General features: G+C 62.5%; 26 protein-coding genes and 1 tRNA gene. 24 read left to right on the top strand and 3 right to left on the bottom strand.

Annotated elements, in window-relative coordinates:
- From ASD15_RS30460 to ASD15_RS30400, 14 genes are all read left to right on the top strand, one after another.
- Window positions 1–183 carry a hypothetical protein gene (locus ASD15_RS30460; RefSeq protein ID WP_057158823.1) on the top strand — a complete coding sequence of 61 codons (183 nt, stop codon included), beginning with the start codon at window positions 1–3 and terminating at the stop codon, window positions 181–183.
- Window positions 176–1108 carry a phage tail tube protein gene (locus ASD15_RS30455; protein WP_057158822.1) on the top strand — a complete coding sequence of 311 codons (933 nt, stop codon included), beginning with the start codon at window positions 176–178 and terminating at the stop codon, window positions 1106–1108. The genes ASD15_RS30460 and ASD15_RS30455 overlap by 8 nt, the downstream gene beginning before the upstream one ends.
- Window positions 1109–1174: 66 nt before the next feature.
- Entirely contained in the window at window positions 1175–1501 is a 327-nt protein-coding gene (locus tag ASD15_RS30450; RefSeq protein ID WP_057158821.1) for a hypothetical protein, read from the top strand.
- Window positions 1502–1545: 44 nt separating this feature from the next.
- Window positions 1546–1881 carry a DUF1799 domain-containing protein gene (locus tag ASD15_RS30445; protein WP_057158820.1) on the top strand — a complete coding sequence of 112 codons (336 nt, stop codon included), beginning with the start codon at window positions 1546–1548 and terminating at the stop codon, window positions 1879–1881.
- Between the two features lie 49 nt (window positions 1882–1930).
- Complete coding sequence (locus tag ASD15_RS30440; protein WP_157201205.1) at window positions 1931–7096, top strand: hypothetical protein; 5166 nt, start codon at window positions 1931–1933, stop codon at window positions 7094–7096.
- Window positions 7096–8019: a hypothetical protein gene (locus ASD15_RS30435; protein WP_057158818.1), complete on the top strand. Its 924-nt coding sequence runs from the start codon at window positions 7096–7098 to the stop codon at window positions 8017–8019. Before ASD15_RS30440 ends, ASD15_RS30435 begins: the two co-directional genes overlap by 1 nt.
- Window positions 8019–8981, top strand: a complete 963-nt coding sequence (locus ASD15_RS30430; RefSeq protein ID WP_057158817.1) for a hypothetical protein — start codon at window positions 8019–8021, stop codon at window positions 8979–8981. Before ASD15_RS30435 ends, ASD15_RS30430 begins: the two co-directional genes overlap by 1 nt.
- Before the next feature lie 8 nt (window positions 8982–8989).
- The gene (locus ASD15_RS30425) at window positions 8990–9910 is read left to right on the top strand and encodes a hypothetical protein (RefSeq protein WP_057158816.1); all 921 of its coding nucleotides are present in this window, start codon (window positions 8990–8992) and stop codon (window positions 9908–9910) included.
- A gap of 9 nt (window positions 9911–9919) precedes the next feature.
- Window positions 9920–10093: a hypothetical protein gene (locus ASD15_RS32710; protein ID WP_157201204.1), complete on the top strand. Its 174-nt coding sequence runs from the start codon at window positions 9920–9922 to the stop codon at window positions 10091–10093.
- 84 nt (window positions 10094–10177) lie between these two features.
- Window positions 10178–10612: a hypothetical protein gene (locus ASD15_RS30420; protein WP_057158815.1), complete on the top strand. Its 435-nt coding sequence runs from the start codon at window positions 10178–10180 to the stop codon at window positions 10610–10612.
- A gap of 17 nt (window positions 10613–10629) precedes the next feature.
- The gene (locus ASD15_RS30415; protein WP_157201202.1) at window positions 10630–11238 is read left to right on the top strand and encodes a glycoside hydrolase family 19 protein; all 609 of its coding nucleotides are present in this window, start codon (window positions 10630–10632) and stop codon (window positions 11236–11238) included.
- Between the two features lie 11 nt (window positions 11239–11249).
- The gene (locus ASD15_RS30410; protein WP_057158813.1) at window positions 11250–11774 is read left to right on the top strand and encodes a hypothetical protein; all 525 of its coding nucleotides are present in this window, start codon (window positions 11250–11252) and stop codon (window positions 11772–11774) included.
- 570 nt (window positions 11775–12344) lie between these two features.
- The gene (locus ASD15_RS30405; RefSeq protein WP_057158812.1) at window positions 12345–13130 is read left to right on the top strand and encodes a DNA adenine methylase; all 786 of its coding nucleotides are present in this window, start codon (window positions 12345–12347) and stop codon (window positions 13128–13130) included.
- Between the two features lie 85 nt (window positions 13131–13215).
- Window positions 13216–13449, top strand: coding sequence for a hypothetical protein (locus ASD15_RS30400; RefSeq protein WP_057158811.1), 234 nt, complete (start codon window positions 13216–13218; stop codon window positions 13447–13449).
- A gap of 41 nt (window positions 13450–13490) precedes the next feature.
- On the opposite strand, the gene ASD15_RS32060 is transcribed toward ASD15_RS30400, so the two are convergent.
- From ASD15_RS32060 to ASD15_RS30390, 3 genes are all read right to left on the bottom strand, one after another.
- Complete coding sequence (locus ASD15_RS32060; RefSeq protein ID WP_082552253.1) at window positions 13491–14171, bottom strand: serine protease; 681 nt, start codon at window positions 14169–14171, stop codon at window positions 13491–13493.
- Window positions 14172–14198: 27 nt separating this feature from the next.
- On the bottom strand, window positions 14199–15197 hold the full coding sequence (locus ASD15_RS30395; RefSeq protein WP_057158810.1) for a site-specific integrase: 999 nt from the start codon (window positions 15195–15197) through the stop codon (window positions 14199–14201).
- A 153-nt stretch (window positions 15198–15350) separates the two neighbouring features.
- Window positions 15351–15425, bottom strand: a tRNA-Arg gene (locus ASD15_RS30390).
- A 132-nt stretch (window positions 15426–15557) separates the two neighbouring features.
- Here ASD15_RS30390 and ASD15_RS30385 point away from each other — a divergent pair.
- The 10 genes from ASD15_RS30385 (at window position 15558) to epsI (ending at window position 26769) form a co-directional block, all read left to right on the top strand.
- Entirely contained in the window at window positions 15558–17471 is a 1914-nt protein-coding gene (locus tag ASD15_RS30385) for an ATP-binding cassette domain-containing protein (protein WP_057158809.1), read from the top strand.
- A 124-nt stretch (window positions 17472–17595) separates the two neighbouring features.
- A complete protein-coding gene (locus ASD15_RS30380) occupies window positions 17596–18291 on the top strand; it encodes a CAAX prenyl protease-related protein (RefSeq protein ID WP_057158808.1) in 696 nt (231 codons plus the stop codon).
- Between the two features lie 6 nt (window positions 18292–18297).
- A complete protein-coding gene (epsL, locus tag ASD15_RS30375) occupies window positions 18298–19506 on the top strand; it encodes an XrtB/PEP-CTERM-associated polysaccharide biosynthesis outer membrane protein EpsL (RefSeq protein ID WP_157201201.1) in 1209 nt (402 codons plus the stop codon).
- An 8-nt stretch (window positions 19507–19514) separates the two neighbouring features.
- Entirely contained in the window at window positions 19515–20897 is a 1383-nt protein-coding gene (locus ASD15_RS30370; protein ID WP_057159002.1) for an undecaprenyl-phosphate glucose phosphotransferase, read from the top strand.
- Window positions 20898–21010: 113 nt separating this feature from the next.
- The gene (locus tag ASD15_RS30365; protein WP_057158807.1) at window positions 21011–22021 is read left to right on the top strand and encodes an EpsD family peptidyl-prolyl cis-trans isomerase; all 1011 of its coding nucleotides are present in this window, start codon (window positions 21011–21013) and stop codon (window positions 22019–22021) included.
- 38 nt (window positions 22022–22059) lie between these two features.
- Window positions 22060–22857, top strand: a complete 798-nt coding sequence (gene epsE / locus ASD15_RS30360; RefSeq protein ID WP_057158806.1) for a polysaccharide export protein EpsE — start codon at window positions 22060–22062, stop codon at window positions 22855–22857.
- Window positions 22858–22866: 9 nt separating this feature from the next.
- Entirely contained in the window at window positions 22867–24270 is a 1404-nt protein-coding gene (gene epsF / locus ASD15_RS30355) for a chain length determinant protein EpsF (RefSeq protein WP_057158805.1), read from the top strand.
- A gap of 13 nt (window positions 24271–24283) precedes the next feature.
- Window positions 24284–25153, top strand: a complete 870-nt coding sequence (gene epsG, locus ASD15_RS30350) for a chain length determinant protein tyrosine kinase EpsG (RefSeq protein ID WP_057159001.1) — start codon at window positions 24284–24286, stop codon at window positions 25151–25153.
- Complete coding sequence (gene xrtB, locus ASD15_RS30345; protein ID WP_057158804.1) at window positions 25154–26080, top strand: exosortase B; 927 nt, start codon at window positions 25154–25156, stop codon at window positions 26078–26080.
- Window positions 26077–26769 (top strand): exosortase-associated protein EpsI, B-type, encoded by a 693-nt coding sequence (gene epsI / locus ASD15_RS30340; RefSeq protein WP_057158803.1) that lies wholly within the window; start codon window positions 26077–26079, stop codon window positions 26767–26769. The genes xrtB and epsI overlap by 4 nt, the downstream gene beginning before the upstream one ends.
- The last annotated feature ends 8 nt before the right edge of the window (window positions 26770–26777 follow it).

The raw sequence follows: 26777 nt of genomic DNA, 5'->3' as shown, positions 1-26777 counted from the left end.
ATGAAGCAAAAACCGATTGCTGCGGCGACGCAGCAGGCCGAGCCGGCCGAAGCGCCGGCATTGCCGCGAGACGTCCACACCGGCCGTGGCGGCAGCTACATCTACGACCCGGTGCGCAAAGTGCGTGAGCCGGCGCAAACTAAGCAGCGGGACACCGCAGAAGGAGAGCTGGGCAATGAGTAAAAAGATTCGCAACGCGGTGCTGCTGGCGATGCTGCAGGCGACGGAAGGCGTCGCTGCGCTGCCTACCGGCGCGGCCAATGCCATGATGGCCATGAATATTTCGGCGCAGCCAGTCTCCGCCGAGTTCGCCAAGCGCAACAACATCAAGCCGTACATGGGCAACATGGGCAGTGTGCCGGTGGCCATCCATGCGGAGATCAGCTTTGAAGTCGAGTTGGCCGGCGCGGGCGAAGCTGGCGACGTGCCGGCATTTGGCGTGCTGCTGCGTTCCAGCGCTTTCTCCGAAACCGTCGTGCCGGCCACCAGTGTCGTCTACGAGCCGGTGACGAATGGCCTGGAGTGCGCCACGCTCTACTACAACTTGGACGGCGTTCTGTTCAAGATGACGGACGCGAAGGGCACGGTGTCGTTCGAGCTCAATGCCAAGGGTATCCCGGTGATGAAGTACAAATACCTGGGCCTGTACAGCACGCCGAAGGACGAGCCGCTGCCAGCGGTGGTGAACTACGACGGCTTCAAAGATCCGGTGGCAGTGAACGCCGCCAACACCCCGACCGTCGCGCTGCACGGCTTTGCTGGCAAGGTGCAGAGCATCAGCGCCGACATGGCCAACCAGCTGGTGTACCGCAACTTGATCGGCAAGGAATCCATCGAGATCACGGACCGCCAGCCAACCGGCTCCATCGCGATGGAAATGGAATCGGTAGCCACCAAGGACTGGTACGCCACCATCAAGGACGGCGTGCTGGGTCCGCTGCTGGTAGTGCACGGCAAGGTGGCCGGCAACATTGTCGAACTGGCCGCGCCTAAGGCGCAGGTGCTGGAGCCATCCTTCAGCGACAGCGACGGCATTGTCATGCTCACTTGCAAACTGGACCTGCAGCCCGCGCAGGGCAACGACGAGCTGACGCTGACCGTCCGCTAGCCGACCTCTAAACCCGCATCCCAGATCCCGCCTCGTGCGGGACTTTTCATTTCTAAGGAATTAATCATGGCTTTCAAAATCGCTGTCACCCCTACCTACATGGCAAAGATCGTTGTCGAACTGCTGAACATGCACGGCAAGCACGAGAAGAGCGACTTTATGGCGGAGTTCAAGCGCGTCTCCCTGGACGAGCTGGACGAACTGCGCACTCTGCCGCAGAAGGAAGTGCTGCAGAAAGTGTTGGTGGGCTGGAGTGGCCTGCTCGACGAGAGCAACACCTCGGTGCCGTACAACCAGATGAACTTCGACGTGGTGCTGGCGATCCCTCAGGCGTTTGCCGCCCTGTCCGAAGGCTTCTGGGCCTCGATCTTCAAGGCCAAGGAAAAAAACTAATTGCGGCGGCGCGGCACTGGGCTGGCGACACGCCGGCCGCCGCCGTGATTGATGACGACGTGATCGCGCAGCTGGAGGCGATGCACGCACCGGCGCACGTCATCGACGCGGCGCGCGAGAAGCTGCAGCCGGTCGATCTGGATTGCCACGTGTGGGAAGAGAACTGGGCCACGGTGCTGCTGTTCCTTGATGTGTCCACGCAGTGGAACGTGTCAGCGGGTATGGAAGGCCGGATCTATTGGGGCCTGGACTATCAGAAAGTCGAGTCCACGATGCGCATGCTGGGGATCGCCCAAGAGCTGCAGCCGGATCTGTTTCGTGGATTGCGCGTAATGGAGCAGGCAGCGCTGCCGCTGCTGAATGAACGAAAGGCGCGCTGAGACGCGTCGAGAAATTGGGAGGTCTATGTCAGCACTTGGATCGCTGGTGGTGAAACTGGCCCTGGAGTACGCCGAGTACACGCGGGGTCTGGAGCGCTCCGACCAGGCCGCGCTGCAGTTCGCGCAAAATGCACAGCGGCACTTCGACCGTGCGAGCAGCGCCGGCAAGGAATATTTTGCCGGCTTGGCTCGTACAGCCGTTGGCGCTGTCGCCGCATATGCCAGCGTGAGCACTGTATTGGAGCAGTTCAACCGCTCCATCGACAGTCTGGCATCGCTGGACGACTTGACGCAGAAGACGGGCGCATCGGTTGAGAACCTGTCGCGGCTGCAGCAAGTCGCTGTGGCCTTCGATACCGATTTCGGGAAGGTTGACGGCGCGTTGACGATCCTCGCAAGGGGGATGGCTGGCGTCGATGAAGAAAGCAGCAAGACGCGAAAGGCGCTAGGCGTGCTGGGTGTGTCGGCAAAGGATGCAGCAGGCAATCTGCGCGACCCGGCCGAAGTGCTGGTGGAAGTGGCGAAGAGCCTGCAGGGGTATGAAGATGGCGCAGGCAAGGCCGCGCTCATTACGGACGTGTTCAAGAAGAGCGGTGCTGAACTACTGCCATACCTGAACGACGTGGCCGATAGCGTCGACAAGTTCACAGGTGTGAGCGCCGATGCGGCGAGCGCTGCAGCGACATACCAGGACCAGCTGGGCATGCTCAAGGCGAATTACCAGGCTATGGCGACGACGATCACTATCGCGGCGCTGCCCGCTCTCAATGACCTGCTGGGAGCGTTTTCAGATACTGGCAAGATGGAAGCGGATTTGGCTAAGGGGCCGGCGGGCGGGTGGGCCGACGACCTGGCCGTGGGCATTGCGCGTGTAATTGATGTGGCTAAGCTGCTGCCGGGCATTTTCTCCGCGATTAAGGGCAGCTTCAAAGCTGTGTACGCCGACATCGAATTTGCGGCGACGGCGGCGCACAACCTGAGCCCGACTGTTTTTGCGACAAAGCTGGCGCAAGGGCGCAATCCGGTGGACGATCTGCGCAAGGCGCTCGCCGAACGCAATGCCGTGTTGGACGACGCGAACCGGCGCTATGAAGAACTGTGGAACAAGCCTGCAAACTTGATGGAGCAGGCGGTGTTGGCGCGCATCGCAGCGCGCGCTAATAAGCCGACACCGGCGGCAGGCGCGGAGAAGAAGACGCTGTCATACAGCACCGGAACGGACAAAGATGCGAAAGAGGCCAAGAGCGACTATGACGCGCTCAACAAAGCCCTGCAGGAGAAGATCGCTTTGTCGGCCAGAGAATTGGAACTGGCCAGGCCCTTGACTGAAGCCGAGCGGCAGATCGCCACGCTCATTCGTGGCCGCGCCGAAGGCACCGTGAACCTTTCCGACAAGGAGCAGCAACTGCTTGAAACAGGCTTGATGCAGCTTAGCTTGAACCAGCGGCTGTTGGTGAGCCGTGGTGAGACTGAGCGGCAGGAAAAGGAGGAGTTGGAGGCTAATCAGAAGCGTGTGGCTGGCGCTTTTGAATCGGTGAATGCGCTGCAGGCGGAGATCGACAACTACGGCAAGCTGCCCGAACAGATTACGCGCGCCGCCATTGCCAAGCTGGAGCTGCGCAAAGCGTCGCTGGAGGCCAATGAAGGCAGCCAGGCGGAGATTGCCACCGTAGAGGCGCTCATCATTGCCAACACACGCTTAGCTGAGTTGCAGGGCAAGAAAACGGCGCTGGAAAAGGGGAGTGGTGTTGCCGAGGCGAAGGAACTGCTGGACGTAATGTCGTCGCTGGATGAAGTGACCAGGTCGGCTGCGGCTGGCATGGCGAAGTCCTTCGGCGAGGTCGGCAGTGCCATCGGTGGCATCACCACGGCCTTGTCAGGGTACGGCAAGGCACAGGCGGCGGTGGCGGCCCAGTTGGCCGTGTCCCTGAAGGAGGCTGGGCCTGACCAGGCAAAGATTCACAAGGCCAATGCTGCGGCGGCAGCGCAGAGCGCGCAAGCGCAGGTGCGCTCGTATGGCGACATCGCGGGGGCGGGCAAAGCCTTCTTCAAGGAACACACGGCCGGCTATCGGGCCATGGACGCCGTGGAGAAGACTTTCAGGGCGGTCGAGATGGCGATGGCCATCGAGAGCATGGTGGCCAAGAGCGGCCTGCTGACGGCCTTCACGAGCCTGTTCGTGGCCAGCCGGGCTACGGAGACTGCAGTCGATACCACGGCCACCACGGCATCGGTGGCCAATTCCGGTGTGCGGGCTGCAGCGGACGGTGTGGCGGCTGTAGCGAGAACCCTGGCCTCGCTGCCGTTCCCCGCAAACGTCGCCGCCGGCGCCGCCGTCATCGCACTGCTGGCAGGCCTGGGCGTGGCGATCAGCGGCGGCGGTTCGGGCGGCGCGAACGTGTCCAAGGAACGCCAAGAAGCGGCCGGCACCGGCTCGATTCTTGGCGATCCGACTGGCAAGTCGGATTCGATCGCTCGTTCCCTTGATGCGCTGGAGAAGAGTTCGAACATCGAGCTGTCCCACACTGCCGGCATGCTGGCCTCTCTGCGCAACATCGAGAGCTCGATCTCGGGCCTTGGCAACCTGCTCGTCAGGACGGCTGGGCTGACAGGGGAAATGGCGCCCGACAGCAAGGGTAGCGCGTACGAGCTGGGCAACTCGACGCTGATGACGGCGGTCCTGGGCGGCGGCGTCGGCCTGGTGCTGGACAAGCTCACTGGCGGCCTGGTCGGCAAGATCACCGGGAAAATCCTGGGTGGGGTGTTCGGCGGCAAGGTGACCACGCTCGATACCGGGGTGACGCTCGCTAAGTCCACACTGGGCAATGCGTTGTCCAGTGGCGTCGTGGCCAGTCAGTACACGGACACGAAGAAGGACGGTGGCCTGTTCCGCAGCGACAAGTTCAGCACGTCGCTGTCGGGCCTGGGAACCGAGGCGAACGACCAGTTCACGAAGGTGATCCGCAACCTGGCCACCAGCGTATCGGAGGCCGGCAATCTGCTGGGCGTCGGCGGCTACGAGTTCACGCAGCACCTGAACTCGTTCGTGGTGGACGTGGGCAAGATCAGCCTGAAAGGGCTGAGCGGTGAGGAAATCCAGAAGCAGCTTGAGACGGTGTTCTCCAAGGTCGGAGACGACCTGGCCAAGTTCGGAGTCGCTGGCCTTGACCAGTTCCAGCAAGTCGGCGAGGGCTACCTCGAGACGCTGGTGCGGGTGTCGAGCAATTACGCGAACCTCGATTCCATCTTGGCCTCGAGCGGTAGCACGTTCGGGCAAACCGGGTTGGCCAGCATCGCCGCGCGCGAACGCCTCATCGGACTGACCGGTGGCATCAACGAACTGGCCAGCAAAACCTCTTCATTCAACGACAACTTCCTGACGGAGGCGCAGCGACTGGCTCCGGTGCAGAAGTACGTCACCGAGCAGCTGGCCGCCATGGGACTTGCCGGCATCACCACGCGGGACCAGTTCAGGGACGTTGTCCTGGGCCTGGCTTCGTCCGGGGCGCTTGCCACGGAGGCCGGCGCCAAGCAGTACGCGGCGCTGATGGATCTGTCCGATGCATTCGCCAAGACGCACGCGGCAATCGTGGACCTCAGCCGTTCGCAAGAGGACATCGCCGAAGAGCGCAGGTTGCTGCAAGAGCGCTACGACCAGGCCACGCTGACCTCTGTGCAGCTGCTGGAGCGCGAGCGTGACGCGAAGGACAAGAGCAACTTGGCGCTCTACGAGCAGACCATCGCGGCCGAGAAGGCGCGTGCGGCCGCCGATGCACTGGCGGAGACGAATGCAGCTATCAAGGCCGACATCGATGAGCTGGTTAAGGCTGCGCTGCCGCTTGCCGAACAGCGCGCGCTGGAAGTGAAGGGCATGGCCGCGTCCACGCTGGCTCTATACGAGCAGCGTGAGGTGCTGCAGGCGCAGGCCAAGGCGGCGGCCGAAGCGAAGGCGGCGGCAGATGCCAAAGCTGTGGCGGACAAGGCCGCAGCGGAGGCTCTAGCGCGTACCAATGAAAGCTACCAGCAGCAGATCGACGCCATCCTGAAGTCGCGGATGAGTGAAAGTGAGCTGCGTAAGTTCGAGACGGCTGGCATGTCTGCGTCTACCAAGGCGCTTTATGACCGGCTGAAGGCATTACAGGGAGAGCAGAAGATGGTTGAAACGCTCAAGACGGCCGCGAACTCCGCGATGGCCGTGGTATCGAAGAGCATTGAGGCGGAGAAGGCCAGTGCCAAGGCGTCGCTCGATGCCCAGCTGGCCATCCTCACGGCGCGCAAGACGTCGGCCGAAGAGCTGGCCAAGCTCGAAGCCGATTCGATGGCGGCCAGCATTGACGCAGAGAAGGGCAAAAATGATCGGTTGCGCCAGCTGGGGCAGTCGCTCAAATCCACGCTGGACGGTATGCGGCTGGAAGACTCGGCAGGGATGGATCGCCGGGTGGGCCAGTCGCAGATCGCGGCGGCGCTGGCTGTGGCGAAGGCCTCGGGTGTGCTGCCGAGCGCGGACGCGTTGAAGGACGCACTGGGCGTGGTGTCGCAGCCGAGCGCAGGCCTGTTCGAGTCGTTCGAAGATTATGCCCGGGACTTCTACGTGACTGCCGGCCAAATCGCGGACTTGAACGATCTGACGGACAACGCGCTGACGAAGTCAGACTCCGCTATTGAACTGGCCGAGAAGCAGCTGGATCAACTGCAGAAAGGCCAGGCTGCGGCGTCCGCTGCGTTTGATCGGGAGATCAAGCTCGCGCAGGATGCCTACGACGCGCAGATCCTGCAGCTGGATCAGACGCTCGCTGCAGCGCAGGCGCAGTTGGATGCGACGCTGGGCAACACGGTGGCCACCGTGTCGGTGGTGGATTCCCTGGCGGACTTCAAGGTCCGTATGGCGGCGTTGATCGAAGGCTTGAAGACGCCTGCAGGGCAAGCCGCCACCGGGGGAACCGCCACGGTGGCGGGACGCGGCGTAGACGCAGACAGCACGCGCGTCGAGTTCGTGCAGCCTACGCGTGCATCCGCCGGCGAGACGTCGACGGCCGGCCTGGCCGGCGCAGACGTGGCGCAGCTGGCCCGCGAACTGGCACTGGTGCGAACCGAGTTGGAGGCGATCCGGATCGCGTCGAAGGCAACGGCGGTAAGCACCGACAAGCTTGCCACGCAGTTTGACCAGGTAACGGAGGGCGCAGTGGCGATGCGCACGGTAGAGGAGGGCGCGTAATGGCGGCTTCGCTTAGCGTGCTGGTGCCCACAGCGATCTCCGATGACAACCTGGTTAGCAGCAACGTGCCGGAAAACGAATACGTGCTATGGGACCCGAACGCAACGTATCCCGTTGGTGTGCGTTGTCGACGGACTGGTACGCATCGGATCTTCGAGAGCCAGCGTGCCGGCAATGTGGGAAAAGATCCCGCCTTGGACGTGAACCAGGCCGCCCCTGCCCCGTGGTGGCTCGACCTGACTCCAACCAATCGGTACGCGATGTTCGACGGTGAGGTCAACACGCAGACGGAGGTGGATCAGCAGTTGCGTGTCGTGCTGAAGCCGGGCGCGGTCACCGGCATCTTCGGCGGCGGCTTGGACGCGGAGCTGCTCAGCATCATCGTGACGTCGCCGCCGGGTGGCGAAGAAGTCGGCCGCTATCAGGCCAGCTTGGAGGATAGCGCGCCTGACGACTGGTTCGAGCATTTCTATGAGCCGTACAGACCGGTGACCGACTTTCTCGTCACAGGCCTGGAGCCTTATCTCTCCTGCCAGGTTGAGTTCGTGCTCTCGCGTGCGAGCGGCGTAGTGAAATGCGGGATTCTGTCGGTCGGCGATCTCAGGCCGCTTGGCGATACACAGTTCGGTGCTACGGCCGAGCCGAAGTCTTACTCGTACGTGAAAACGGATGAGTTTGGCAAGACGAAAATCAAACGGCGAAAGAGCGCGCAGGACATGACGGCCAGCGCGATCTTGCCCATCGCCGAGGCCAACGGGGTGCTGCGTACGCTGAACTTGGTGATGGGCGTGCCGTGCGTTTGGATTGGCACCAACCTACCCAACTACTCGGGGCTGCGCTCGTTCGGCCTGGGTGTCGGCAAGCTCACATATGAAAACTCAAAAGAGGTCAACCTGACCCTAACCGTACAAGGAATGATCTGATGGCAGTAGAGAACCCACCTCCATTAACACCGCTGGCCACTGCGGCGCCGCAGCGGGGGAACCGGGCAACCTTTTCCCTGCTCGTTGACGCGTTCGTGACATGGCTCATCGCTGCGGTTCTTCAGTTCAAGGCGCTCGGTCAGAACGTCTGGCACAACGCCACGGAGGCCTATGGTTCGGCGCTGGCTGCGGCGATGAGCCAAGGCGCTGCATCGGCCAGCGCAAGCGCTGCGGGAGCAGCTGCCGGCGACGCGCATGACCGGGCTGATGCTGCAGCGGCCAGTGCCTCTGCCGCTGGTCTGTCCGCCACGGCCGCCGCCGGCAGCGCGGGGGCGGCGCTTGCCAATGCGACCTCGATTGCACAGATGGGCGCTTCGGTGCTTGCCCATGCCGCTCTGGCTGGCTTGCCGACGCTGGCTGGGCAGCGATTGAAAGGCGTGCGCGTCAACGCGGACGAGAGCGGGCTGGAAATGGCAGAGTTCGTTACGGCCGTGAAGGCCTACGAGGACCGCGCTGACCTGCGTGCCATCGCTGGCGGGTTGGTGGCGACTCGTTACCTGGTGCGGCGGCTTGGCCTGTTCGAGTGGCAGGCTGGCAGCGTCGAGCCGGATGATGACGCTACGTCGTTCCGTACCGTGGGTGGCGCCTGGATCATGATTGCGGCCGATCCCGATTTCGCTGCCGAGTGCTGGCTGTCGGAACTGCCGTTACGGCTGCGCTTCAATATGACCCTCACCAGCATCGCCGGCAACGCTGCGGTGGACATCACTGTACCAGCGCCCGGGGTGGCCGTTGGCGACTTGGTTGCGGTGATCCCAGTCGTGGCGCTGCCCGTGGGCCTGAGCGTCAGCGGCGTAGTGAGCGCCCCCGGCACGGTATCGGTGAGGCTGTCAAACTCGTTTACCTCGACGTCGATTGCCTTGACCCCTGGGTATTGGGGCTTGCAGGTAACTAAACAATAGGACGGAATATGAGTGTTCAAAAAGGCCTCAGGCTGCTGCGCGCGGCCGCGCTGGGGAATGTGACCGCGGCTGAGCTGCAAGCGTACCTTGCCATTGCGGAAAACCGCGCTGGCTTCCAGAAAGCACTGCGCCTGCCCGGGCGTTACGCGGGCGTGGTCGACTCGGTCACGGCTGCAGCAGTTTTTGCCGGTTCGCCGTTGGCGATGACAGATATCTGCGCCGCTGCATCGAGTAGCTCGGGCGGTTTGCTGGCGGCGCTACTCAACTCCGCGTCCACGCAGGCAACGCTCTTGAATAGCGCCGTGGCCATGGGCGCGATGCTCAGCTCGGCCGCCGGCCTGACAGCGCTGTACACCAACACGCCACTCCTGGCCACGCTCGTCAATTCGGCCGGCTACATGGCTACTATCGCGGCGAATCCGGCAGTGTTCGTGAATGACGCGACGTGTGCGAGTGCGGCATGCGCAAGCAACACAGCATTGGCCGCGCTGTTCGGCAGTTCAGTGGCGAAAGGCGCGATTGCGGTATCGGAGAACTTCATTGCCCGCTTGGTTGCGAGCGCAAGCGCCAAGTCGTGGTTAATCGCAAATAAGCAGGTAACGAAGCAAACGCCGAATGAGGACGGCATTGTAGGAACCTATGTGCCGTTCGGTCCAACGTTCCCATCAAAAATCCTGATCATTGCTACCAAGATGATCGGCAACAACCTCGGGGCGATTTCGCTTACCTACAGTGGTCGGCTCATTGGCGGCAATGCTGGTAGTTCGAACACCGTTATTTCCGGTGCAACCGTTGTCATCACCAACATGACGAACTCCTCGACCATGCAGATATGGGGCTCGTTTGAGAACTGCGCCTTCGACATTGGTAGCACTGGTTACGGAGGCGTGAATGCCGCCCAGAGCGTCAACTACGTGGACATGACCTAAAGGAACGATATGAAATTGATCATTAACGACAACCGCGTGTTCGCGACCGCCACCGATGAGCATGTGCCGTCGGGCTCGGAGCAGGCAGTGCTGACTGCGCCGGCCGACTTTGACCCCGGGCGCATCGACCAGTACCGCTACGTTGATGAGGTGCTGGTTGGGCCTGTTGAGGTCCCCGAGTGAGCATCCTGTTAAGTCGTCGTGCCCTTCCATTCCAACTCTTGCAGCCCGCCTTGGCGGGCTTTTTCTATTCCTATGAAAGACACCATGCCCGCAATCGAAACCACCACTGCCGGCGTCGGCGCACTGTACAAGATCGTCGGCGTTCCTGTCCTGGCCGGCGCAGCCGCTTCGGCCGTCACGTTCATGTTCATGTGGCCGCGTACGCGCCGCGAAGCGTTCATCCGCTTCACCTGTTCGATTGCCACCTCGGCGCTGTTGGGGCCGCTGCTGGTGGCTGCGCTGCATAGCTGGTGGCCGACCTTGTTTGACTCCGCGCGCTTTATGTCGGCGGCCAACGGCGCCGATCCCGGCCTGGGTATGCTGGCCGTCGCCACGCCCATCATGGTGTTGGCCGGCGTGCCTGCGTGGTGGATCTTGGGTGGCATCGTGCTGTGGCTGGAGCGCCGCCGTGGCAAGGACATCGGCGAACTGGCGCAGGATGCGGCACAGATCGTCAAGGACGTGCGAGGTGGCCTGTGAATGCCGCGCAACTGGCAATGATGATGCCACTGGCCTCCAACCGCATTGACGCGCTCCTGGGGCCGCTGAACGCGGCTATGGCGGAGTTCGATATCACAACGGTCGTGCGCCAGGCAGCCTTCCTCGCGACGGTTGGTCACGAGTCGAAGCAGCTGACCAAGCTCGAGGAGAGCCTGAACTACTCGGCGGAGGCGTTGATGCGCACTTGGCCGCAGCGCTTCCCGCCTGCGGTGGCCGCAGCCTACGCGAGACAGCCTGAGCGCATCGCAAACCACGCATATGCGAACCGCGAGGGCAACCGGGATGAGGCCAGCGGCGACGGCTGGCGCAACCGTGGTGCCGGCGCCATTCAGCTCACGTTCGAGAACAACCACGCCGCATGCGCAAAGCACTTCGGGATCGCGCGCGCCGAGGTCGCCGCCTGGTTGCGCACGCCGGCAGGGGCGCTGCGCAGCGCCGGCTGGTTCTGGTCCGCGAACCGCGTGAACAGCTGGGCCGACGCCCGCGACTTCGATGGCGTATGCGACGTCGTCAACAGGGGCAAGAAGACGGCGGTGATTGGCGACGCCATTGGCTGGGCGGAACGCTTGGCGATGTATCAGAACGCCCTGCAGGTGCTCGCGTGATTGGCCTGGTAATGAAGCTGGGGCAGTTCGTGCTGCCCGGCTGGGCACGCTTGCTGGCGATAGGCCTAGTCGCTGCCTCCGTGTTCGCCCTGGGCGTCATGCGCGGCGAGCGCAGGGCTGGCGAGCGTCACATTGACTACGTGACGCGCCAGGCCGCGCAGACGGTGGCCATAGCGCGCGCGCAAGCCGAAGTCGTAGTGCGCACCGAAATCAAGTATCGGGACCGCATTCAGAAGATCTACGTCAAAGGAGAAGAGAGTGAACGACAAGTGCCGATTTATGTCACGGCGGCTGATAACGCTGCTTGCAGCGTCAATGTTGGCTTCGTGCGGGCATACAACGCCGCCTGGACAGGTGACGCTGCCGGCGCTGCCGAAGGCGCTGACCGAGAACCCTCCGGAGTTTCGCTCGCTGCCGTCGCAGAAGCAGACGCCCACAACGCCGCGTCCTGCCGCGTCTGGCGGGAGCAAGTCATCGGCCTCAGGGAGTTCTACAGCAATTTGAAGTTGGCGACGGATCAGGCACGGCCTGAGTAATTCGCCAGTGCAGACGTCTGCACAAAAAACAGAGAGCGCGCTTCGAGGACTTTCTACCGATCGTAACGACGGCGCTCATACGGCACAGTTGCTATCTGAACCGGATCAAGAGCATAGGGTGGGTACGCCTGTAGACGCCGGGGATATGGGTCCTCCAAGACACATAACACGGCGAGCGCAAACCCATCCTCATATTGAAACGCAGGCAGTGTAGCGAGCACAGCCAGTTCCGGGCCGCCGCATTTCAAGCGCACGATATCGCCTTCGTTGAAGATGGCCATGAACGCTCCGCACAGCAAAGTGGGTCATCACTACAGCATAACTTACTTTCCTTGCTGTGCAATGACAGCACCGCTTGGACAGAACTCTGTGGCAAGCGGATATGGCGGGAGGCCGAGCGCCGCCTGCGAAATTCGGCTGTGCATGACTGCACAAAAAACAGAGCGCCCACGGCAGCTGCGCTAACAGCGGCTGTGGGCCTCAGTTCACTGATTGGGCCAGTAAACCAAGCAAGACTCTGCTACCTTCCGGAAGGCGGCGAGAGTCTAGCATAAATGTAAACGTTTACCTATGGCAATGCCTATTATTCCTTGGATCGGCGGCAAACGACGCCTCGCCGACCGCATCATTCCTCAGTTCCCCGCGCATACATGCTACGTCGAAGTTTTTGCCGGCGGCGCCGCGCTGTACTTCATGCGGCCGCCGGCAGAAGTGGAAGTCCTCAACGACATCAACGGCGAGCTGGTCAACCTGTACAGGGTCGTCAAGAATCACCTGGAGGAGTTCGTCCGCCAGTTCAAGTACGCGCTGTCTAGCCGCGACGTGTTCAAATGGCTGCAGGACACGCCACCCCACACGCTTACCGACATTCAGCGCGCCGCGCGCTTCTTCTACCTCCAGCAGCAAGCGTTTGGCGGTAAGGTTGAAGGGCAGACCTGGGGTACGGCGACGACGGCGCCGCCGGTGAACCTGCTGCGCATTGAAGAGAACCTGTCTGCGGCACACCTCCGCCTCTCTGGTGCCTACATCGAGAACATCGACTGGTACAAGTGCATGGAGCGCTACGACAGGCCGCATACGCTTTTCTACCTTGATCCGCCGTACTTGGACACGGTCGGTTACGGAGTTGACTTCCCGCTGATCGAGTACGAGCGAATGGCTGATCTTATGACAAAGCTCAAGGGCAAAGCTATCCTCAGCATCAACGATCATCCGGAGATTCGTCGCATCTTCGGTTGCTTCCAGATGGACGAAACTGGGATCAGTTACACGGTTGGTGGTGGCGCAGGCGTGCAGCGTCGGGAACTCATCATCTACAGCTGGGACAAAGCCTCCGAGCCATCAGGATTGTTCTGACTGGACTTTCGACTGGCCGTGATATACTGTATAAAAAAACAGTTATCTATCGCCAATGTCAAACAACCCGCACTTAAATCGTAAGATGAGCGCTAAGCAACTCAGTGAGGTGCGGCAACGTAGCGACTCATCGGACGTGAGGCTCTTGCTTTGGGAAATCAAGCGCCTGCGGGCGCTTGTGTTGCGTGCGAACCAGCTATTGCGTTGTCTGGATTCTGGCTCGGGCTCGCTGCTGATCCGTGACATATTGGGGCAGGAGTTGAGCGGTGAGCCTTGTATTGAAGAGGCGGAACGTGATCGGCTCATCAAAGATCTGTAGACGCTTGCGAATTTCTTGGTTATAGATCGGCGGTGGGTCAATTAATGTGCCGGGCCAATTGGGTTGGCCTCAATTACCTCAATGGCGTGTAAAACGTTGTATGTTAATACGATCCCAGTATTAACTTTTACCGAAAGATCCCGGCGTGTCAACCCGTTGTGTTGAATCTCTTTACGCTCGGATCGGTAAGCTGATACTACGGAAAGCACTTCAAGTTGTTTCGTGTCTGGATCGAAAATCACCACTGGTCCGCCCGAAAATCCAGGATTGTTGTGGCCGTCCAGGTAGATGATTGATGGGCGTCCACCATTATTAAACGAAGAAATTATAGAGCGTTTTACAAATGGCATGGGGTAGTTCTGATTAAGCAAACCTACATCTCCAAAATCTCCATAAGGAAAGCCTAAGAAATAAGCATCCTGTGTCAAATGGGACTTCTTCGCTGCGGGTAATGCTAAGCTCGGCGCAACAATTGCACTGGGTAGTGCGAGGACACTTATGTCTGCCTCGTGGGCGGCATGTCCAACTAGCGAAACCTTCACAGGCGTCCAGGCTTTGTTGTTCATAATTCCCAATTCAAACGTCCCCGATGCGCCGGCGCCAATGACGTGTTTGGCTGTGATCAGATACTGGCGTCCCCCATGATCCAGAAGGAAACCAGTTCCCGTGCTTCCATTGATACTCAGATGGAGTGTGCGCTGAAGTGCATTGGCAGTGATCATTTTAATCCTTGTTTATATGATGGGGAGTTACAGCTTCTTTGCTAAATTGGCAGCTGTTTCATTGTAATAGATTTGTAGCATATTTAAGTCTCTGTGGCCTACGGCGCGTGCCAACTCAAGAACGTTGAGTTTCTTGGATAACCTGGTGATAGCCTCGTGTCGGGTATCGTGAAAGACGAGGTCTTCAATCGAGGTTGTTGCTCGCATTTTTCGAAAGTTTGCATCAAGTGAGGCTTCATTTATACCAAATATAGGTGAGTCGCCGGGCACCTTGGGGAGGTATGTCAACAGTTCGAGAGCCCTGGGCGATAGCGGCACTTGTCGTCGCGTCCCGTTCTTTGTATCTTCGAGTGTGGCAACGGCACCGCTAATGTCGCCTGGTCTAAGGCCGCAGATCTCGCCGGCCCGCATTGCGGTTTCGATGGCGAACAAAAATGCCACGCCGACGCGCTGACCAACCTTCCGAACCTCGGCTTCACAGAACCCGGAGGCGAGGGTAATCATATCGACTTCGTTATCGAGAATCCGACGATCACGTGGCGGCGGATCTTTGGGTCTGCGGACGTCGGTGGACGGACTCGCGCGCATCCACTTCCACTCCTTCCTGGCTACTTGGAATACATTCGAGAGCAGGCTGAAGTCTCGATTAATTGTTGAACCGGCGACCTTGTCTGTGTTGAGTCGCTTGTCGCGCCATTGCCCAAGCATATCGGACGTCAGCGAGTTCAGGAGTACGTCCTTGAGGAGTTGGCCGCCGACGGCCTGGTTGCCGATAAAGGCAAGGCGGGTCTGCTCCCACTGAGTCTTCTTTTTCCTAATGGACACTTCGCGGCCGTAGCGGTCGAACGCATCGCCGCAAGTTTTGCGCACATCGATGCCGGTTGTGACTTGTTTGCGTATTTCAGTTTCGCGCTCGGCTGCCCAGCTGGTTGCCTCGGCCTTTGTGGAGAACGTCTTGGATTCGCGCGTGCCTTTGATGGCAATCTGTGCGCGCCATCCGTTACCATTTTTTTTGATCGTCGCCATTGCGTAATTTGTGCGTAAAAATTGCGTAAAGGCTAGCACAAAATAGCGGTTTTTAGTGTGTTTTTGTAGGTTTGGTCTTGCTGGTGGAGTCGCCGTAACTTGCTGATTCTACGTGATAAACGGCGATTTATGATGGTATGTGTTGATGGGCTCTGGTCCCCCCGACTGGAATCGAACCAGTATCCCACGCTTAGGAGGCATGTGCACTATCCATTGTGCTACGGGGAGGACGCTAAGCGAGCGCAATTATAGCTGATGGCCGGGCAAAAAATAGTCCCGCCTCCGCGATGTCGGTACAATGCTGGCTTCATTCATCTTTTCAGCGGCTTTTTCAGCACGCCGCGCGCAGGCTTACTCACTATGGCAGTCATCTCTCTTTCTTCCGCGCAACTGGCGTTCGGCCACTTTGCGCTCCTTGACCATGCGGAATTTTCGCTGGAAACGGGCGAACGCGTCGGCCTGATCGGCCGCAACGGCACGGGCAAGTCGTCCCTGCTGAAAATTATTTCGGGCCGCTTCAAGCTGGACGACGGCTTGCTGGTGATGCAGCAGGGCCTGAAAATCGCCTATGTGGAGCAGGAGCCGGTGTTTGAGCCGGAGATGAGCGTGTACCAGGCGGTGGCCTCCGGCATGGGCGACCTGCAGGACCTGCTGCAGGAGTACGATGCGCTGACCGGCCAGTTCGGCCAGGGCGACGACGACGCGCTGATGGAGCGCATGCACGACATCCAGGTCAAGCTGGACGCGGCCGACGCGTGGAACCTGAAGAACAAGGTGGAAGCCACGCTGGACCGCCTGAACCTGGGCGCGGATGCGCTGATGAAGACGCTGTCCGGCGGCATGCAGAAGCGCGTGGCGCTGGCGCGCGCGCTGGTGTCGGCGCCGGACGTGCTGCTGCTGGACGAACCGACCAACCACCTGGACTTCACCTCCATCATGTGGCTGGAAGGCTTGCTGAAGGACTTCAAGGGGTCCGTGTTGTTCATCACCCACGACCGCTCCTTCCTGGACAATGTGGCGACCCGCATCATCGAACTGGACCGTGGCCGTTTGCTGTCCTACCCGGGCAACTTCACGACCTACCAGGTACGCAAGGCCGAACAGCTGGAAATCGAGGAAATCGAGAACGCCAAGTTCGACAAGTTCCTGGCGCAGGAGGAAGTGTGGATACGCAAGGGCGTGAAGGCGCGCCGCACCCGCGACGAAGGCCGCGTGCGCCGCCTCGAGCGCCTGCGCGAGCAGCGCGCCGTGCGCCGCGACCAGCAGGGCCAGGTCACCTTGCAGGTATCGGCCGGCGACCGTTCCGGCAAGATCGTGGCGGAACTGGAGAACGTGTCCAAGTCCTATAGCCGTCCCATCGTCAGCAACTTCAGCGCCACCATCCTGCGCGGCGACAAGGTCGGCCTGATCGGCGCCAACGGCGCCGGCAAGACCACCTTGCTGAAACTGATCCTGGGCGAGGAAAAGCCGGACAGCGGCACCGTCAAGCAGGGCACCAAGCTGCAAGTGGCGTACTTCGACCAGATGCGCACCCAGCTGAACGAGGAAGCCAGCCTGCTGGAAACCATCGCCCCGGGCAGCGACTGGGTGGAAGTGAACGGCCAGCGCAAGCACGCCATGAGCTACCTGAGCGACTTCCTGTTCGCGCCGGAACGCGCCCGCTCGCCGGTCAAGACCCTGTCGGGCGGCGAACGCAACCGTCTGCTGCTGGCGCGCCTGTTCGCCAAGCCGGCCAATGTGCTGGTGCTCGACGAACCGACCAACGATCTGGACATCGACACGCTGGAGCTGCTGGAGGAGCTGCTGGAAGACTACCCGGGCACCGTGTTCCTGGTCAGCCACGACCGCATGTTCCTGGACAACGTGGTGACCCAGGTGATCGTGGCCGAAGGCGAGGGCCACTGGCGCGAATTCGTCGGCGGCTACACCGACTGGGAGCGCGTGCGCGATACCACCGCCAGCGCCAAGGCTGCCGCCGCCAAGGCGGCTCCCAAAGTTGAAGCCGCGCCGGCCGCCGCCAGCACGGCGGCGCCGGCAGCTGTCAAGAAGAAACTTTCTTACAAAGAACAGCGCGAGCTGGACGAGCTGCCGAAACTGATCGCCGCGCTGGAAGATGAGCAGACCGCGCTCAATCTGCAGCTGTCCGACCCCGATTTTTACAAGAAGAACGCGGCCGAGGCGAAGCGCGTCAACGCGCGTATTGAGCAAATCGAGGGCGAACTGCTGGAAGCGCTGGAAAAATGGGAAGCGATCGAGTCCCGCGCTAAGGCTTAGCAGCCGCTGCGCAGCCGTGCGCTGCTGCTGAGCGGAAAATTGTAAGATCTGCAAAGTTGCCTGGGCGGCCCGATCGGGCTGCGGCAGCAATGCAGATCTTTCAATTTGGCCGAGGCGCACGACTGTGAAACCCTACATCTCTACCGCCGAACCCGCAGGTTCAGCTCCCGCCCTTGCGCGGATTGTTCCGTTCGCCCTTTACCTGGTCTTTATTTTCATCGCCGACGTGCTGTCCCGCATGGGGTACGGCGCGCAGGAAACGCGCTGGCTGTACGGCGTAAAAATCCTCGCCGTGAGCGCCGCGCTGGCGCTGTACTGGCGCCACTATGCCGAACTGGCCTGGCAGGGCATGCGTGCGTCCATGCTGGCCGCCAGCGCCGCCGTCGGCGTGGCCGTGTTCGTTCTGTGGATCAGCCTGGATGCCGGCTGGATGCAGATCGGCAGCGCCGCCGGCTTCGATCCGCGCGCCGCCAACGGCGCCATGAACTGGCCCCTGGTGGCGCTGCGCATGGCCGGCGCCGCCCTGGTGGTGCCCGTGATGGAGGAGCTGTTCTGGCGCTCCTTCCTGCTGCGCTGGCTCCATTCCCCCGATTTCCTCGCCGTCCGCGCCGCCGCCGTCTCCCTGAAGGCGTTGGTCATCACCGTGGTGCTGTTCGGTTTTGAGCACAACTTGTGGCTGGCCGGCATGGTTGCCGGCCTGGCTTACGGCCTGCTGTATATGCGCAGCGGCAATCTCTGGACCGCCATCGTGGCGCACGGCGTCACCAATGGTGTGCTGGGCGCGTGGATCGTGGTCACAGGCAATTGGCATTACTGGTAAATTCTCATGCGACTCCTATTCAAACCCCACCCACTGGCGCTGCTCATCGGCGCTATCGGCGCTATCGGCGCCGCGGCGTGCGTCCCGGCCAGCGCCGGCGTCAGCGACACCATCCACCCCTATCTGGCCGTCACGCGCTCGTACGACGCCAACCTGTTCCGGCTGGACGACAACAGCCCCGGCTTCGGCGGCCCGCGCGGCGACACGCTGATGCAAACGCAGTACGGCGTGCTGTTCGACATGCCCATCAGCCGCCAGAAGCTGACCGGGCAGTTCAAGCAGTCGCGCGTGAAGTTCGACCACTACAGCGAACTCGATTACAGCGGCAAGGATTACCTGGCCGACCTCGAGTGGCACATCGGCAACCACCTGGAAGGCCACATCGGCGGTCTGTACGCGCAGACGCTGACCTCGTTCAGCGACTTCCACAGCAACCAGCGCAACCTGCGCAAGCAGCGCCGCGAATACGTGGACGGCGCCTGGCGCTTCCACCCCAGCTACCGCGTGCGGGCGGCGGCCAGCAGCCAGAAGTTCACCTACGACTTGCCGCAGCAGCAGTTCAACAACCGCACCGAGGACCAGGTCGACCTCGGCTTCGACTACCTGCCGCACAGCGGCAGCCGCTTCGGCCTGCAGGTCAGCCAGCTCAAGGGCAAATATCCCAACCACCGCTTCCTGGGCGGCACCTCGATCGACGACGGCTACACGCAGAACGAGCTGAAGGCCAATGTCTACTGGCTGTTTTCCGCCACGTCGCAATTCACCATGCTGGCCGGCTGGGCCGAGCGCAAGCACACCTTCTTTGGCGAACGCGACAGCAGCGGCTTGAACGGCCGCGCCAAGATGAACTGGTCGATGCTGCGCAAGCTGCGCATGGACGCGTCGGTGTGGCGCGAGTTCGCGCCCGTGGAAAGCAACTTCGTCAACAACAGTTTGAACAAGGGCGCCAGTTTCAGCACCACCTGGGACGTGAGCGCCAAGGTGAACGTGAATGCTGCAGTGCGTCGTGAAAAGCGGGATTTTAGTACGCTAGAGGGCCGGATCGCGCCGCCCAACTTGCACGACAAGAGCCGCAACGCGTCCCTGGGCGTGAATTACGCGCCGCTGCAGTCGGTACGGCTGTCCGCTAATGTGTTTCATGAAGTTCGCAGCGGAAACGCCTCCACCAACTACCGCACTCACGGCGCCGCCGTCAGTGCCAGCATACAGTTTTGAGAATGACCATGACGGTTAACGACATACCCCTGATCTCCTTCTTCCAGCGCGTGCTGGATCCGCTCATCATCATGGGTACGCTGTACCTGTTTTCCATGCTGTTCGCCGAGCCGTTCACCGGCTATTCGCTGGTGCTGATGATACTGGCCTTCTTCATTTCGTCTTCCGTGTACCAGTACGTCGACCCCTACCGCACCTGGCGCAGCGGCCGCATGATGGCCTACGCGCGCGACATCGTGGTGGGCTGGGTGGTCACCGCGCTGATCCTGGTGTTCCTCGGCTCGGTCAGCGGCCTGTCCTACCACTACGACGAGAACGTGGTGCTGGTGTGGTTCGCCGCCACCCCCTTCGTGCTGCTGGCCAGCCATTTGGCCGCGCGCAAGCTGGGTTCGGATCCCAACAAGGACAGCGAAGTGCGCTCGGTGCTCATCATCGGCGCCAACGACGTCGGCGTGAAGTTCGCCAATACCATCGACCGTTTCCCCAACCTGTACATGAAGGTGTGCGGCTTCTTCGACGACCGCACCGACGAGCGCCAGCCGCGCAATATGCGGCACCCGGTGCTGGGTACCATGGACGACATCGCCGCCTACGTGCGGCAGCACCAGATCAAGATGATCTTCATCAGCCAGCCGATCTCGGCGCAGCCGCGCATCCGCCGCCTGCTGGATGAGCTGCAGGACACCACGGCCTCGGTCTATTTCCTGCCCGATATTTATGTGTTCGACCTGATGCAGGCCCGCTTCGACAACGTGGGCGGCATGCCGGTGATCGCCATTTGCGAGAGCCCGTTCACCGGCTTCAACAGCCTGGTCAAGCGCAGCAGCGACATCGTGCTGGCCGCGCTGATCACGCTGGCGCTGGTGCCGGTGATGGCGGTGATCGCCGCCGCCGTGCGCATCAGCTCTCCCGGCCCGGTGATTTTCCGCCAGCGCCGCTACGGTTTGTACGGCGAGGAAATCATCGTCTACAAATTCCGCTCGATGACGGTGGCCGAGGACGGCGCGCAAGTGGTGCAGGCCAAGAAGAACGACCAGCGCGTGACCCGCATCGGGGCCTTCCTGCGCAAGTCCTCGCTGGACGAATTGCCGCAGTTTATCAACGTGCTGCAGGGGCGCATGAGCATCGTCGGCCCGCGCCCGCACGCGGTGGCGCACAACGAGCAGTACCGCAAGCTGATCAAGGGCTACATGCTGCGCCACAAGGTCAAGCCCGGCATCACCGGCTGGGCCCAGGTCAACGGCTTGCGTGGCGAGACTGAAACGCTGGACAAGATGGAGGCGCGCATCCGCTACGACCTCGATTACCTGCGCAACTGGTCGCTGTGGATGGACCTGTGGATCGTGGTGCGCACCGTGAAAGTGGTGGCCGCGCGAGAAAACGCCCATTAAATCCCTTACCGCCCCGTCTGCTCTGCCATTCGTGCGTCACGGTTGGCGTTGTTTCGCTAAGATGTTTGTCTAATGACAATGTTGCACAGAAAAGCTTTCACAAAGGAACGATCATGAAAAATGCTTCCCCATCCAGTCGTTCGGTCGCCGCCGTGATGCTGCTGGCGGCGCTCAGCTTGTCCGCATGCGGCGAGAAGGCCAAGAAAAACGGCCAGGCGCTGGCCAGCGTCAACGGCGAAGAAATCACCATGCTGCAACTCAACGAGGAAATGCAGCGCTCCGGCGTGCAGGCGGCGCAGCAGGAAACCGCCCGCAAGCAATTGCTGGAAGGCCTGATCGACCGCCAGCTGCTGCAAAACGAGGCCGCCAAGGACAAGCTGGAACGCGATCCGCAGGTGATGCAGGCCATCGAGCGCGCCAAGGCCATGATCGTGGCGCAGGCGTATATGCAGAAACGCATCGGCAGCCAGGCCCGCCCGGGCAAGGCCGAAGTCGAGCAGTACTACGCGCAGCATCCGGAGTTCTTCGCCAACCGCAAGCAGTTCGACATGCGCCAGCTGGTGCTGGCCACCAAGGATGTCAGCGAACCGCTCAAGGCCCAGCTCGACAGTGCGAAATCGCTGGAGGACGCCGCCGCCTGGCTGGACCAGCACCAGGTCAAATACGTGCGCGCCGGCCTGACCCGCACCAGCACCGACCTGCCGCCGGAACTGGGCGCGCGCCTGGCCTCGATGCCCAAGGGCCAGCTGTTCATCATCCGCGAGGGCGAGCGCAGCATGCTGATCCAGATCGCCGAGATCAAGGAAAGCCCGCTCAGCCTGGACGCGGCCACCAGCCAGATCGAGCAGTTCCTGTTCAACAAGAAGAACAAGGAAGCGGCCGAGGCGGAAATCAAGCGCCTGCGCTCGACCGCCAAGATCGAGTACTTCAACAAGCCGGCCGACGGCGCCCCGGGCGCCACCGGCGCGCCGGCCAGTCCGGCCGCCGCCACCGCCGCGGCACCGGCCGTGGCGCCAGCGGCCGCGCCTGCCAGCGCCGCCGCGCCGGTGCCGCCGGCCCAGGCCGCCGCATCGCAGTCGGTGGCCGACGATGCCGCCGCGCGCGGCGTGGCCGGCCTGAAATGACATCCTCCGCATCCACCTGAAAAATAAGTGAGCTCATCATGAAAAAACTCATCCTGTGGCTGGCCATGGCAGTGTCCCTGGTCATGGCGCTGGCCGTGCGTCCCGCCCTGGCGGCAGACATCGTGCTCGGTTCCGGCGACGTGCTGAAGATCTCGGTCTACGGCAGTCCCGACCTGGCGCTGGAAACCCGCGTCAGCGACAGCGGCAGCATCACCTTCCCGCTGATCGGCCAGGTGGCGCTGGGCGGCCTGACGGTGCCGGCCGCCGAAAAGAAAATCGGCAGCGCGCTGGAAAGCGGCGGCTATGTGAAGCGGGCCCAGGTCAACATCCTGGTCACCCAGATCCAGAGCCAGCAGGTGTCGGTGCTGGGCCAGGTGAACCGCCCGGGCCGCTACCCGGTGGACGGCAAGCGCAGCCTGATGGACATGCTGGCCCAGGCCGGCGGCATCGGCCCCGAGGGCGGCGACAGCGTGACCCTGATCCGCACCCGCGACGGCAAGACCACGCGCGAAGTGATCGACGTGCTGCAGATGGTGCAGGCGGCCGACTTCGGCCGCGACTACCAGCTGCAGCCGAACGACATCATCTTCGTCGAGCGCGCGCCGCGCTTCTACATCTACGGCGAAGTGCAGCATCCCGGCCCGGTGCGCCTGGAGCGCGGCATGACCGTGCTGCAGGGCCTGTCCGCCGGCGGCGGCCTGACCCCGCGCGGCACCGAACGCGGCATGCGCATCAAGCGCAAGGACGCCAACGGCCAGCTGCAGATCCTGAACGTCAAGCACGACGACCCGATCCAGGTTGACGACATTGTGTACGTCAAGGAAAGCCTGTTCTAAGGAAATACCATGAATTTCGCCCAATTTTTACTGATACTGCAGGCACGGAAGAAAATCGTGCTCGGTACGCTGATCGCCACGGTGGCCATCACCGTGCTGGTCAGCCTGCTGCTGCCTGCCACCTACAAGGGCGCCTCCACGGTGCTGCTCAATACCAAGGGCGTCGACCCGGTGACCGGCATGACCATGCCGGGCCAGCTGATGCCGAGCTATGTGGCCACCCAGATCGACCTGATCTCCAGCAAGAACGTGGCGCTGCGCGTGGTCGACCAGCTCAAGCTGGCCAGCAATCCGGCGGTGCAGCAGCAATTCCGCGAGGATACCGGCGGCAAGGGCACGGTGCGCGACTGGCTGGCCGACCTGCTGTTGAAGAAGCTGGACGTGGTGCCCTCGCGCGAGAGCAGCGTCATCGAAATCAATTTCAAGGGGTCCGATCCGGCCTTCGTGGCGGCGGTGGCCAACGCCTTCGCCGATGAGTACCAGAAGCTCAGCGTGCAGCTGAAGTCGGACCCGATGAAGAAGGCCACCGGCTACTTCACCGAGCAGATCAAGGGCCTGCGCGACCAGCTGGAAGCGGCCCAGAGCCGGCTGTCGAAATACCAGCAGGAAAACGGCATCGTCAGCGTGGACAACCGCCTGGACGTGGAGTCGAACCGCCTGAACGACCTGTCGGCCCAGCTGGTGGTGGCGCAGGCGCAGCAGATGGAAGCCAGTTCGCGGCGCAGCGTGGCCAGCGGCCGCGCGCTCGATTCGCCGGATGTGGCGGCCAGCCCGCTGGTGCAGAACCTGCGCGCCCAGCTGAGCCTGGCGGACACCAAGCTGGCCGAGGTTGGCCAGCGCCTGGGCCGCAACCACCCGCAGTACCAGAGCGCCAAGGCGGAAGCGGACCAGCTGCGCGCCAGCCTCAATTCGGCCGTCTCGTCGACCTCCAACAGCGTGGGCAACAACGCCCAGATCCTGGGCGCGCGCGAGTCGCAGCTGCGCCAGGCGCTGGCCGAGCAGAAGACCAAGATCCTCGAGATCAACCGCTCGCGCGACGAACTGAACGTGCTGCAGCGCGACGTCGAAGCGGCCCAGCGCGCCATGGACGCGGCTTCGCTGCGCCTGTCGCAAACGCGCATGGAAGGGCAGTCCGACCAGTCCGACATCGCGCTGCTGAACCCGGCCGTGCCGCCGGTCGAGCCATCCTCGCCGCGCCTGCTGCTCAACACCGCGCTGGCGCTGTTCATGGGAACCCTGCTGGGCGTGGGCTTCGGCATGCTGGCCGAGATGCTGGACCGCCGCGTGCGTTCGCGCACCGATCTGGCCGACCTGGTGCAGATCCCTGTGCTGGGCGAAATTCACTGGGGCCCGGCCCGTGCCCGCTCCAAGCTGGGCATGGCGCTGATGCCGCGCCGTGTGCGCCTGACCTGATATGGGACTGATTATGAACCACCCTGCCATGACCCCGGCGGCGCTGCCGCCCGCCATCGACTCCAGCATCGGGGGCCTGCTGCTGGCTTCCGGCAAGCTGAGCCCTGAAAACGCCGAGCGCGTGCTGCGCATGCAGCAGGAGCTGGGCATCCGCTTCGGCGAGGCGGCCCAGCGGCTGGGCCTGATTTCCGAGGCCGACATCCAGCAAGTGCTGGCGCGCCAGTTCGACTATCCCTACCTGACGCCGGGCGACGGCGGCATGTCGCCGCAGCTGGTGGCGGCCTACCATCCGTTCTCGCCGCAGGTCGAAGTGTTGCGCGCGGTGCGCAGCCAGCTGATGCTGCGCTGGTTCGGGCGCGGCCGCAAGGCGCTGGCCGTGGCCGGGGTGGAGCCGGGCGACGGCGCCAGCCTGTTTGCCGCCAACCTGGCGGTGGTGTTCTCGCAGCTGGGCGAACAGACCCTGCTGGTGGACGCCAACCTGCGCACCCCGCGCCAGCAGGACATTTTCGGCCTGAAACAGCGCGCCGGCCTGTCCGACGTGCTGGCCGGGCGCGCCGAACTGGGCGTGGTGGAAAAGATCGCCGAGCTGGTCGACCTGTCGGTGCTGGTGTCGGGCACCTTGCCGCCCAATCCGCAAGAGCTGCTGGCGCGCGCCGCGTTCGCCGGCCTGAACCTCAATTTCGAATCGCGCTACGACGTGGTGCTGTACGACGCGCCAGCCTGCGTGCTGGGCTCGGACACGCTGGCGCTGGCCTCGCGCGTGGGCGGGGTGCTGCTGGTGGCGCGCAAGAACCGCACCTCGCTGGCGGCCATCAGCGCCTGCGTCGACCAATTGCAGCACGCCGGCATCGCGGTGGTCGGCTCGGTGATGGTGGAGCACTAAATGTTCTCCGCCAGCACACCGATGCCGCCGGCGCGCCAGTCCGCCGCCAAGCCGCTGCCGGCCGCCTGGCTGCTGGCGCTGGCCGGCCTGCTGGCGCTGTACCTGCCCACCTTCTACGACGCGCTGCAGGAAGTGTGGGGCCGGGAAGAGCAGGCCCACGGCCCCATCATCCTGGGGGTGTCGCTGTGGCTGCTGTACCGCAACTGGCCGGCCATGCTGGCCGCCGCGCCCGGCGACAGCGCCCAGGCGCGCGCCGCCGCCTCGGTCTGGGGCTGGCCAGTGCTGGCGCTGGGCTTGCTGAGCTATCTGCTGGGGCGGGTGCTCAACATCCAGGTTATCGAAATGTTTTCCTTCCCGTGCACGGTGGTGGCGGTGCTGCTGCTGCTGCAGGGGCCGGCCGCGCTCAAGGTGCAATGGTTCCCGCTGTTCTTCATGCTGTTCATGCTGCCGCTGCCAGGCCCGTTTGTGGACACGGTGACCATGCCGATGAAGATGGCGGTATCCTGGTGTGCCGAGCACATCCTGTTCGCCGTCGGCTACCCGATCGCGCGCAGCGGGGTGGTGCTGCAGGTGGGCCAGTATCAACTTTTGGTCGCTGACGCGTGCGCCGGCCTGCACACGCTGTTTACGCTGGAAGCGCTGGGCCTGCTATACCTGAATATTGTCCGGCACGCCTCCTTTTTGCGCAATGTGGGCCTGGCGCTGCTGATCGTGCCGATTTCATTTACCGCCAATATTATTCGCGTCATTACGCTGACTTTGATTACCTACCATTTCGGCGATGCCGCCGGGCAGGGTTTCCTGCACGGCTTTGCCGGCATGGTGCTATTTATTAGCGCGCTATTGCTGATCATCGGTGTCGATACACTGCTGCGCGGGGCGGTGCGCAGCCGCAGCGGCCGTGCGCAGAACAGGAGTGCAACATGAACCGCAGAACTGCCGCCGGCGCCTTGCTGGCCACCTTGATGGGCGGCACCAGCGCCGCCGCCGCGCTGCTGAAGCCGAAAAAGCACGATACGCCGGAGATGGAAAAGCTGGGACTGGAAACCCTGATCCCGGCCGAATTCGCCGGCTGGCGCATCGACCGCAGCGTGGTGCCGGTGCAGCCGCCGCCCGAGGTGGAAGAGGTGATCGGCAAGCTGTACGATGAAACGCTGGCGCGCACCTATATCAACGCGCGCGGCCAGCGCGTGATGCTGTCGATCGCCTACGGCGGCGACCAGACCGGGCGGCTGCGCGTGCACCGTCCCGAGAAATGCTACTCCGCGCAGGGCTTCCGGGTCGACAAGGTGGCGCAGCAGCAGGAAGTGATCGGCGGCGCCAACGTCACTGTCAACCGCCTGTACGCGGCGCTGGGGGCGCGCCAGGAGCCGATCAGCTACTGGGTGCGGGTGGGCGACGAAACCGTGGACGGGGCGCTGGCCCAGCGCCTGACCCAGCTGCGCTTTAGCCTGAACGGCCAGATTCCCGACGGGCTGCTGTTCCGCGTCTCCAACATCGGCGCCGACCGCGCCGCCGGCTACGCGCTGCAAGATAGTTTCATCGCCGACCTGGTGCGCAGCATGCCGCCGGCCGACGCCGCCAAGCTGGTGGGCAATCCAGCAAGGAAGTCATAAAAGAAGAC

Origin of the sequence: Massilia sp. Root351 (assembly GCF_001425045.1) — a bacterium.
In the GTDB taxonomy this organism is placed as follows: domain Bacteria; phylum Pseudomonadota; class Gammaproteobacteria; order Burkholderiales; family Burkholderiaceae_D; genus Rugamonas.
This window is presented reverse-complemented; position numbering and strand designations above follow the sequence as displayed.

Coding starts and splice junctions, on each gene's coding strand:
- epsI (WP_057158803.1), top strand. CDS start 26,077: ATGAACCGCAGAACTGCCGCCGGCGCCTTGCTGGCCACCTTGATGGGC.
- ASD15_RS30425 (WP_057158816.1), top strand. CDS start 8,990: ATGAGTGTTCAAAAAGGCCTCAGGCTGCTGCGCGCGGCCGCGCTGGGG.
- ASD15_RS30370 (WP_057159002.1), top strand. CDS start 19,515: ATGACGGTTAACGACATACCCCTGATCTCCTTCTTCCAGCGCGTGCTG.
- ASD15_RS32060 (WP_082552253.1), bottom strand. CDS start 14,171: ATGATCACTGCCAATGCACTTCAGCGCACACTCCATCTGAGTATCAAT.
- ASD15_RS30405 (WP_057158812.1), top strand. CDS start 12,345: ATGGCAATGCCTATTATTCCTTGGATCGGCGGCAAACGACGCCTCGCC.
- epsL (WP_157201201.1), top strand. CDS start 18,298: ATGCGACTCCTATTCAAACCCCACCCACTGGCGCTGCTCATCGGCGCT.
- ASD15_RS30415 (WP_157201202.1), top strand. CDS start 10,630: ATGATGATGCCACTGGCCTCCAACCGCATTGACGCGCTCCTGGGGCCG.
- epsG (WP_057159001.1), top strand. CDS start 24,284: ATGAACCACCCTGCCATGACCCCGGCGGCGCTGCCGCCCGCCATCGAC.
- ASD15_RS30460 (WP_057158823.1), top strand. CDS start 1: ATGAAGCAAAAACCGATTGCTGCGGCGACGCAGCAGGCCGAGCCGGCC.
- ASD15_RS30430 (WP_057158817.1), top strand. CDS start 8,019: ATGGCAGTAGAGAACCCACCTCCATTAACACCGCTGGCCACTGCGGCG.
- epsE (WP_057158806.1), top strand. CDS start 22,060: ATGAAAAAACTCATCCTGTGGCTGGCCATGGCAGTGTCCCTGGTCATG.
- ASD15_RS30435 (WP_057158818.1), top strand. CDS start 7,096: ATGGCGGCTTCGCTTAGCGTGCTGGTGCCCACAGCGATCTCCGATGAC.
- ASD15_RS30400 (WP_057158811.1), top strand. CDS start 13,216: ATGAGCGCTAAGCAACTCAGTGAGGTGCGGCAACGTAGCGACTCATCG.
- xrtB (WP_057158804.1), top strand. CDS start 25,154: ATGTTCTCCGCCAGCACACCGATGCCGCCGGCGCGCCAGTCCGCCGCC.
- ASD15_RS30365 (WP_057158807.1), top strand. CDS start 21,011: ATGAAAAATGCTTCCCCATCCAGTCGTTCGGTCGCCGCCGTGATGCTG.
- ASD15_RS30455 (WP_057158822.1), top strand. CDS start 176: ATGAGTAAAAAGATTCGCAACGCGGTGCTGCTGGCGATGCTGCAGGCG.
- ASD15_RS30385 (WP_057158809.1), top strand. CDS start 15,558: ATGGCAGTCATCTCTCTTTCTTCCGCGCAACTGGCGTTCGGCCACTTT.
- ASD15_RS30410 (WP_057158813.1), top strand. CDS start 11,250: ATGAAGCTGGGGCAGTTCGTGCTGCCCGGCTGGGCACGCTTGCTGGCG.
- ASD15_RS32710 (WP_157201204.1), top strand. CDS start 9,920: ATGAAATTGATCATTAACGACAACCGCGTGTTCGCGACCGCCACCGAT.
- ASD15_RS30420 (WP_057158815.1), top strand. CDS start 10,178: ATGCCCGCAATCGAAACCACCACTGCCGGCGTCGGCGCACTGTACAAG.
- ASD15_RS30450 (WP_057158821.1), top strand. CDS start 1,175: ATGGCTTTCAAAATCGCTGTCACCCCTACCTACATGGCAAAGATCGTT.
- ASD15_RS30395 (WP_057158810.1), bottom strand. CDS start 15,197: ATGGCGACGATCAAAAAAAATGGTAACGGATGGCGCGCACAGATTGCC.
- epsF (WP_057158805.1), top strand. CDS start 22,867: ATGAATTTCGCCCAATTTTTACTGATACTGCAGGCACGGAAGAAAATC.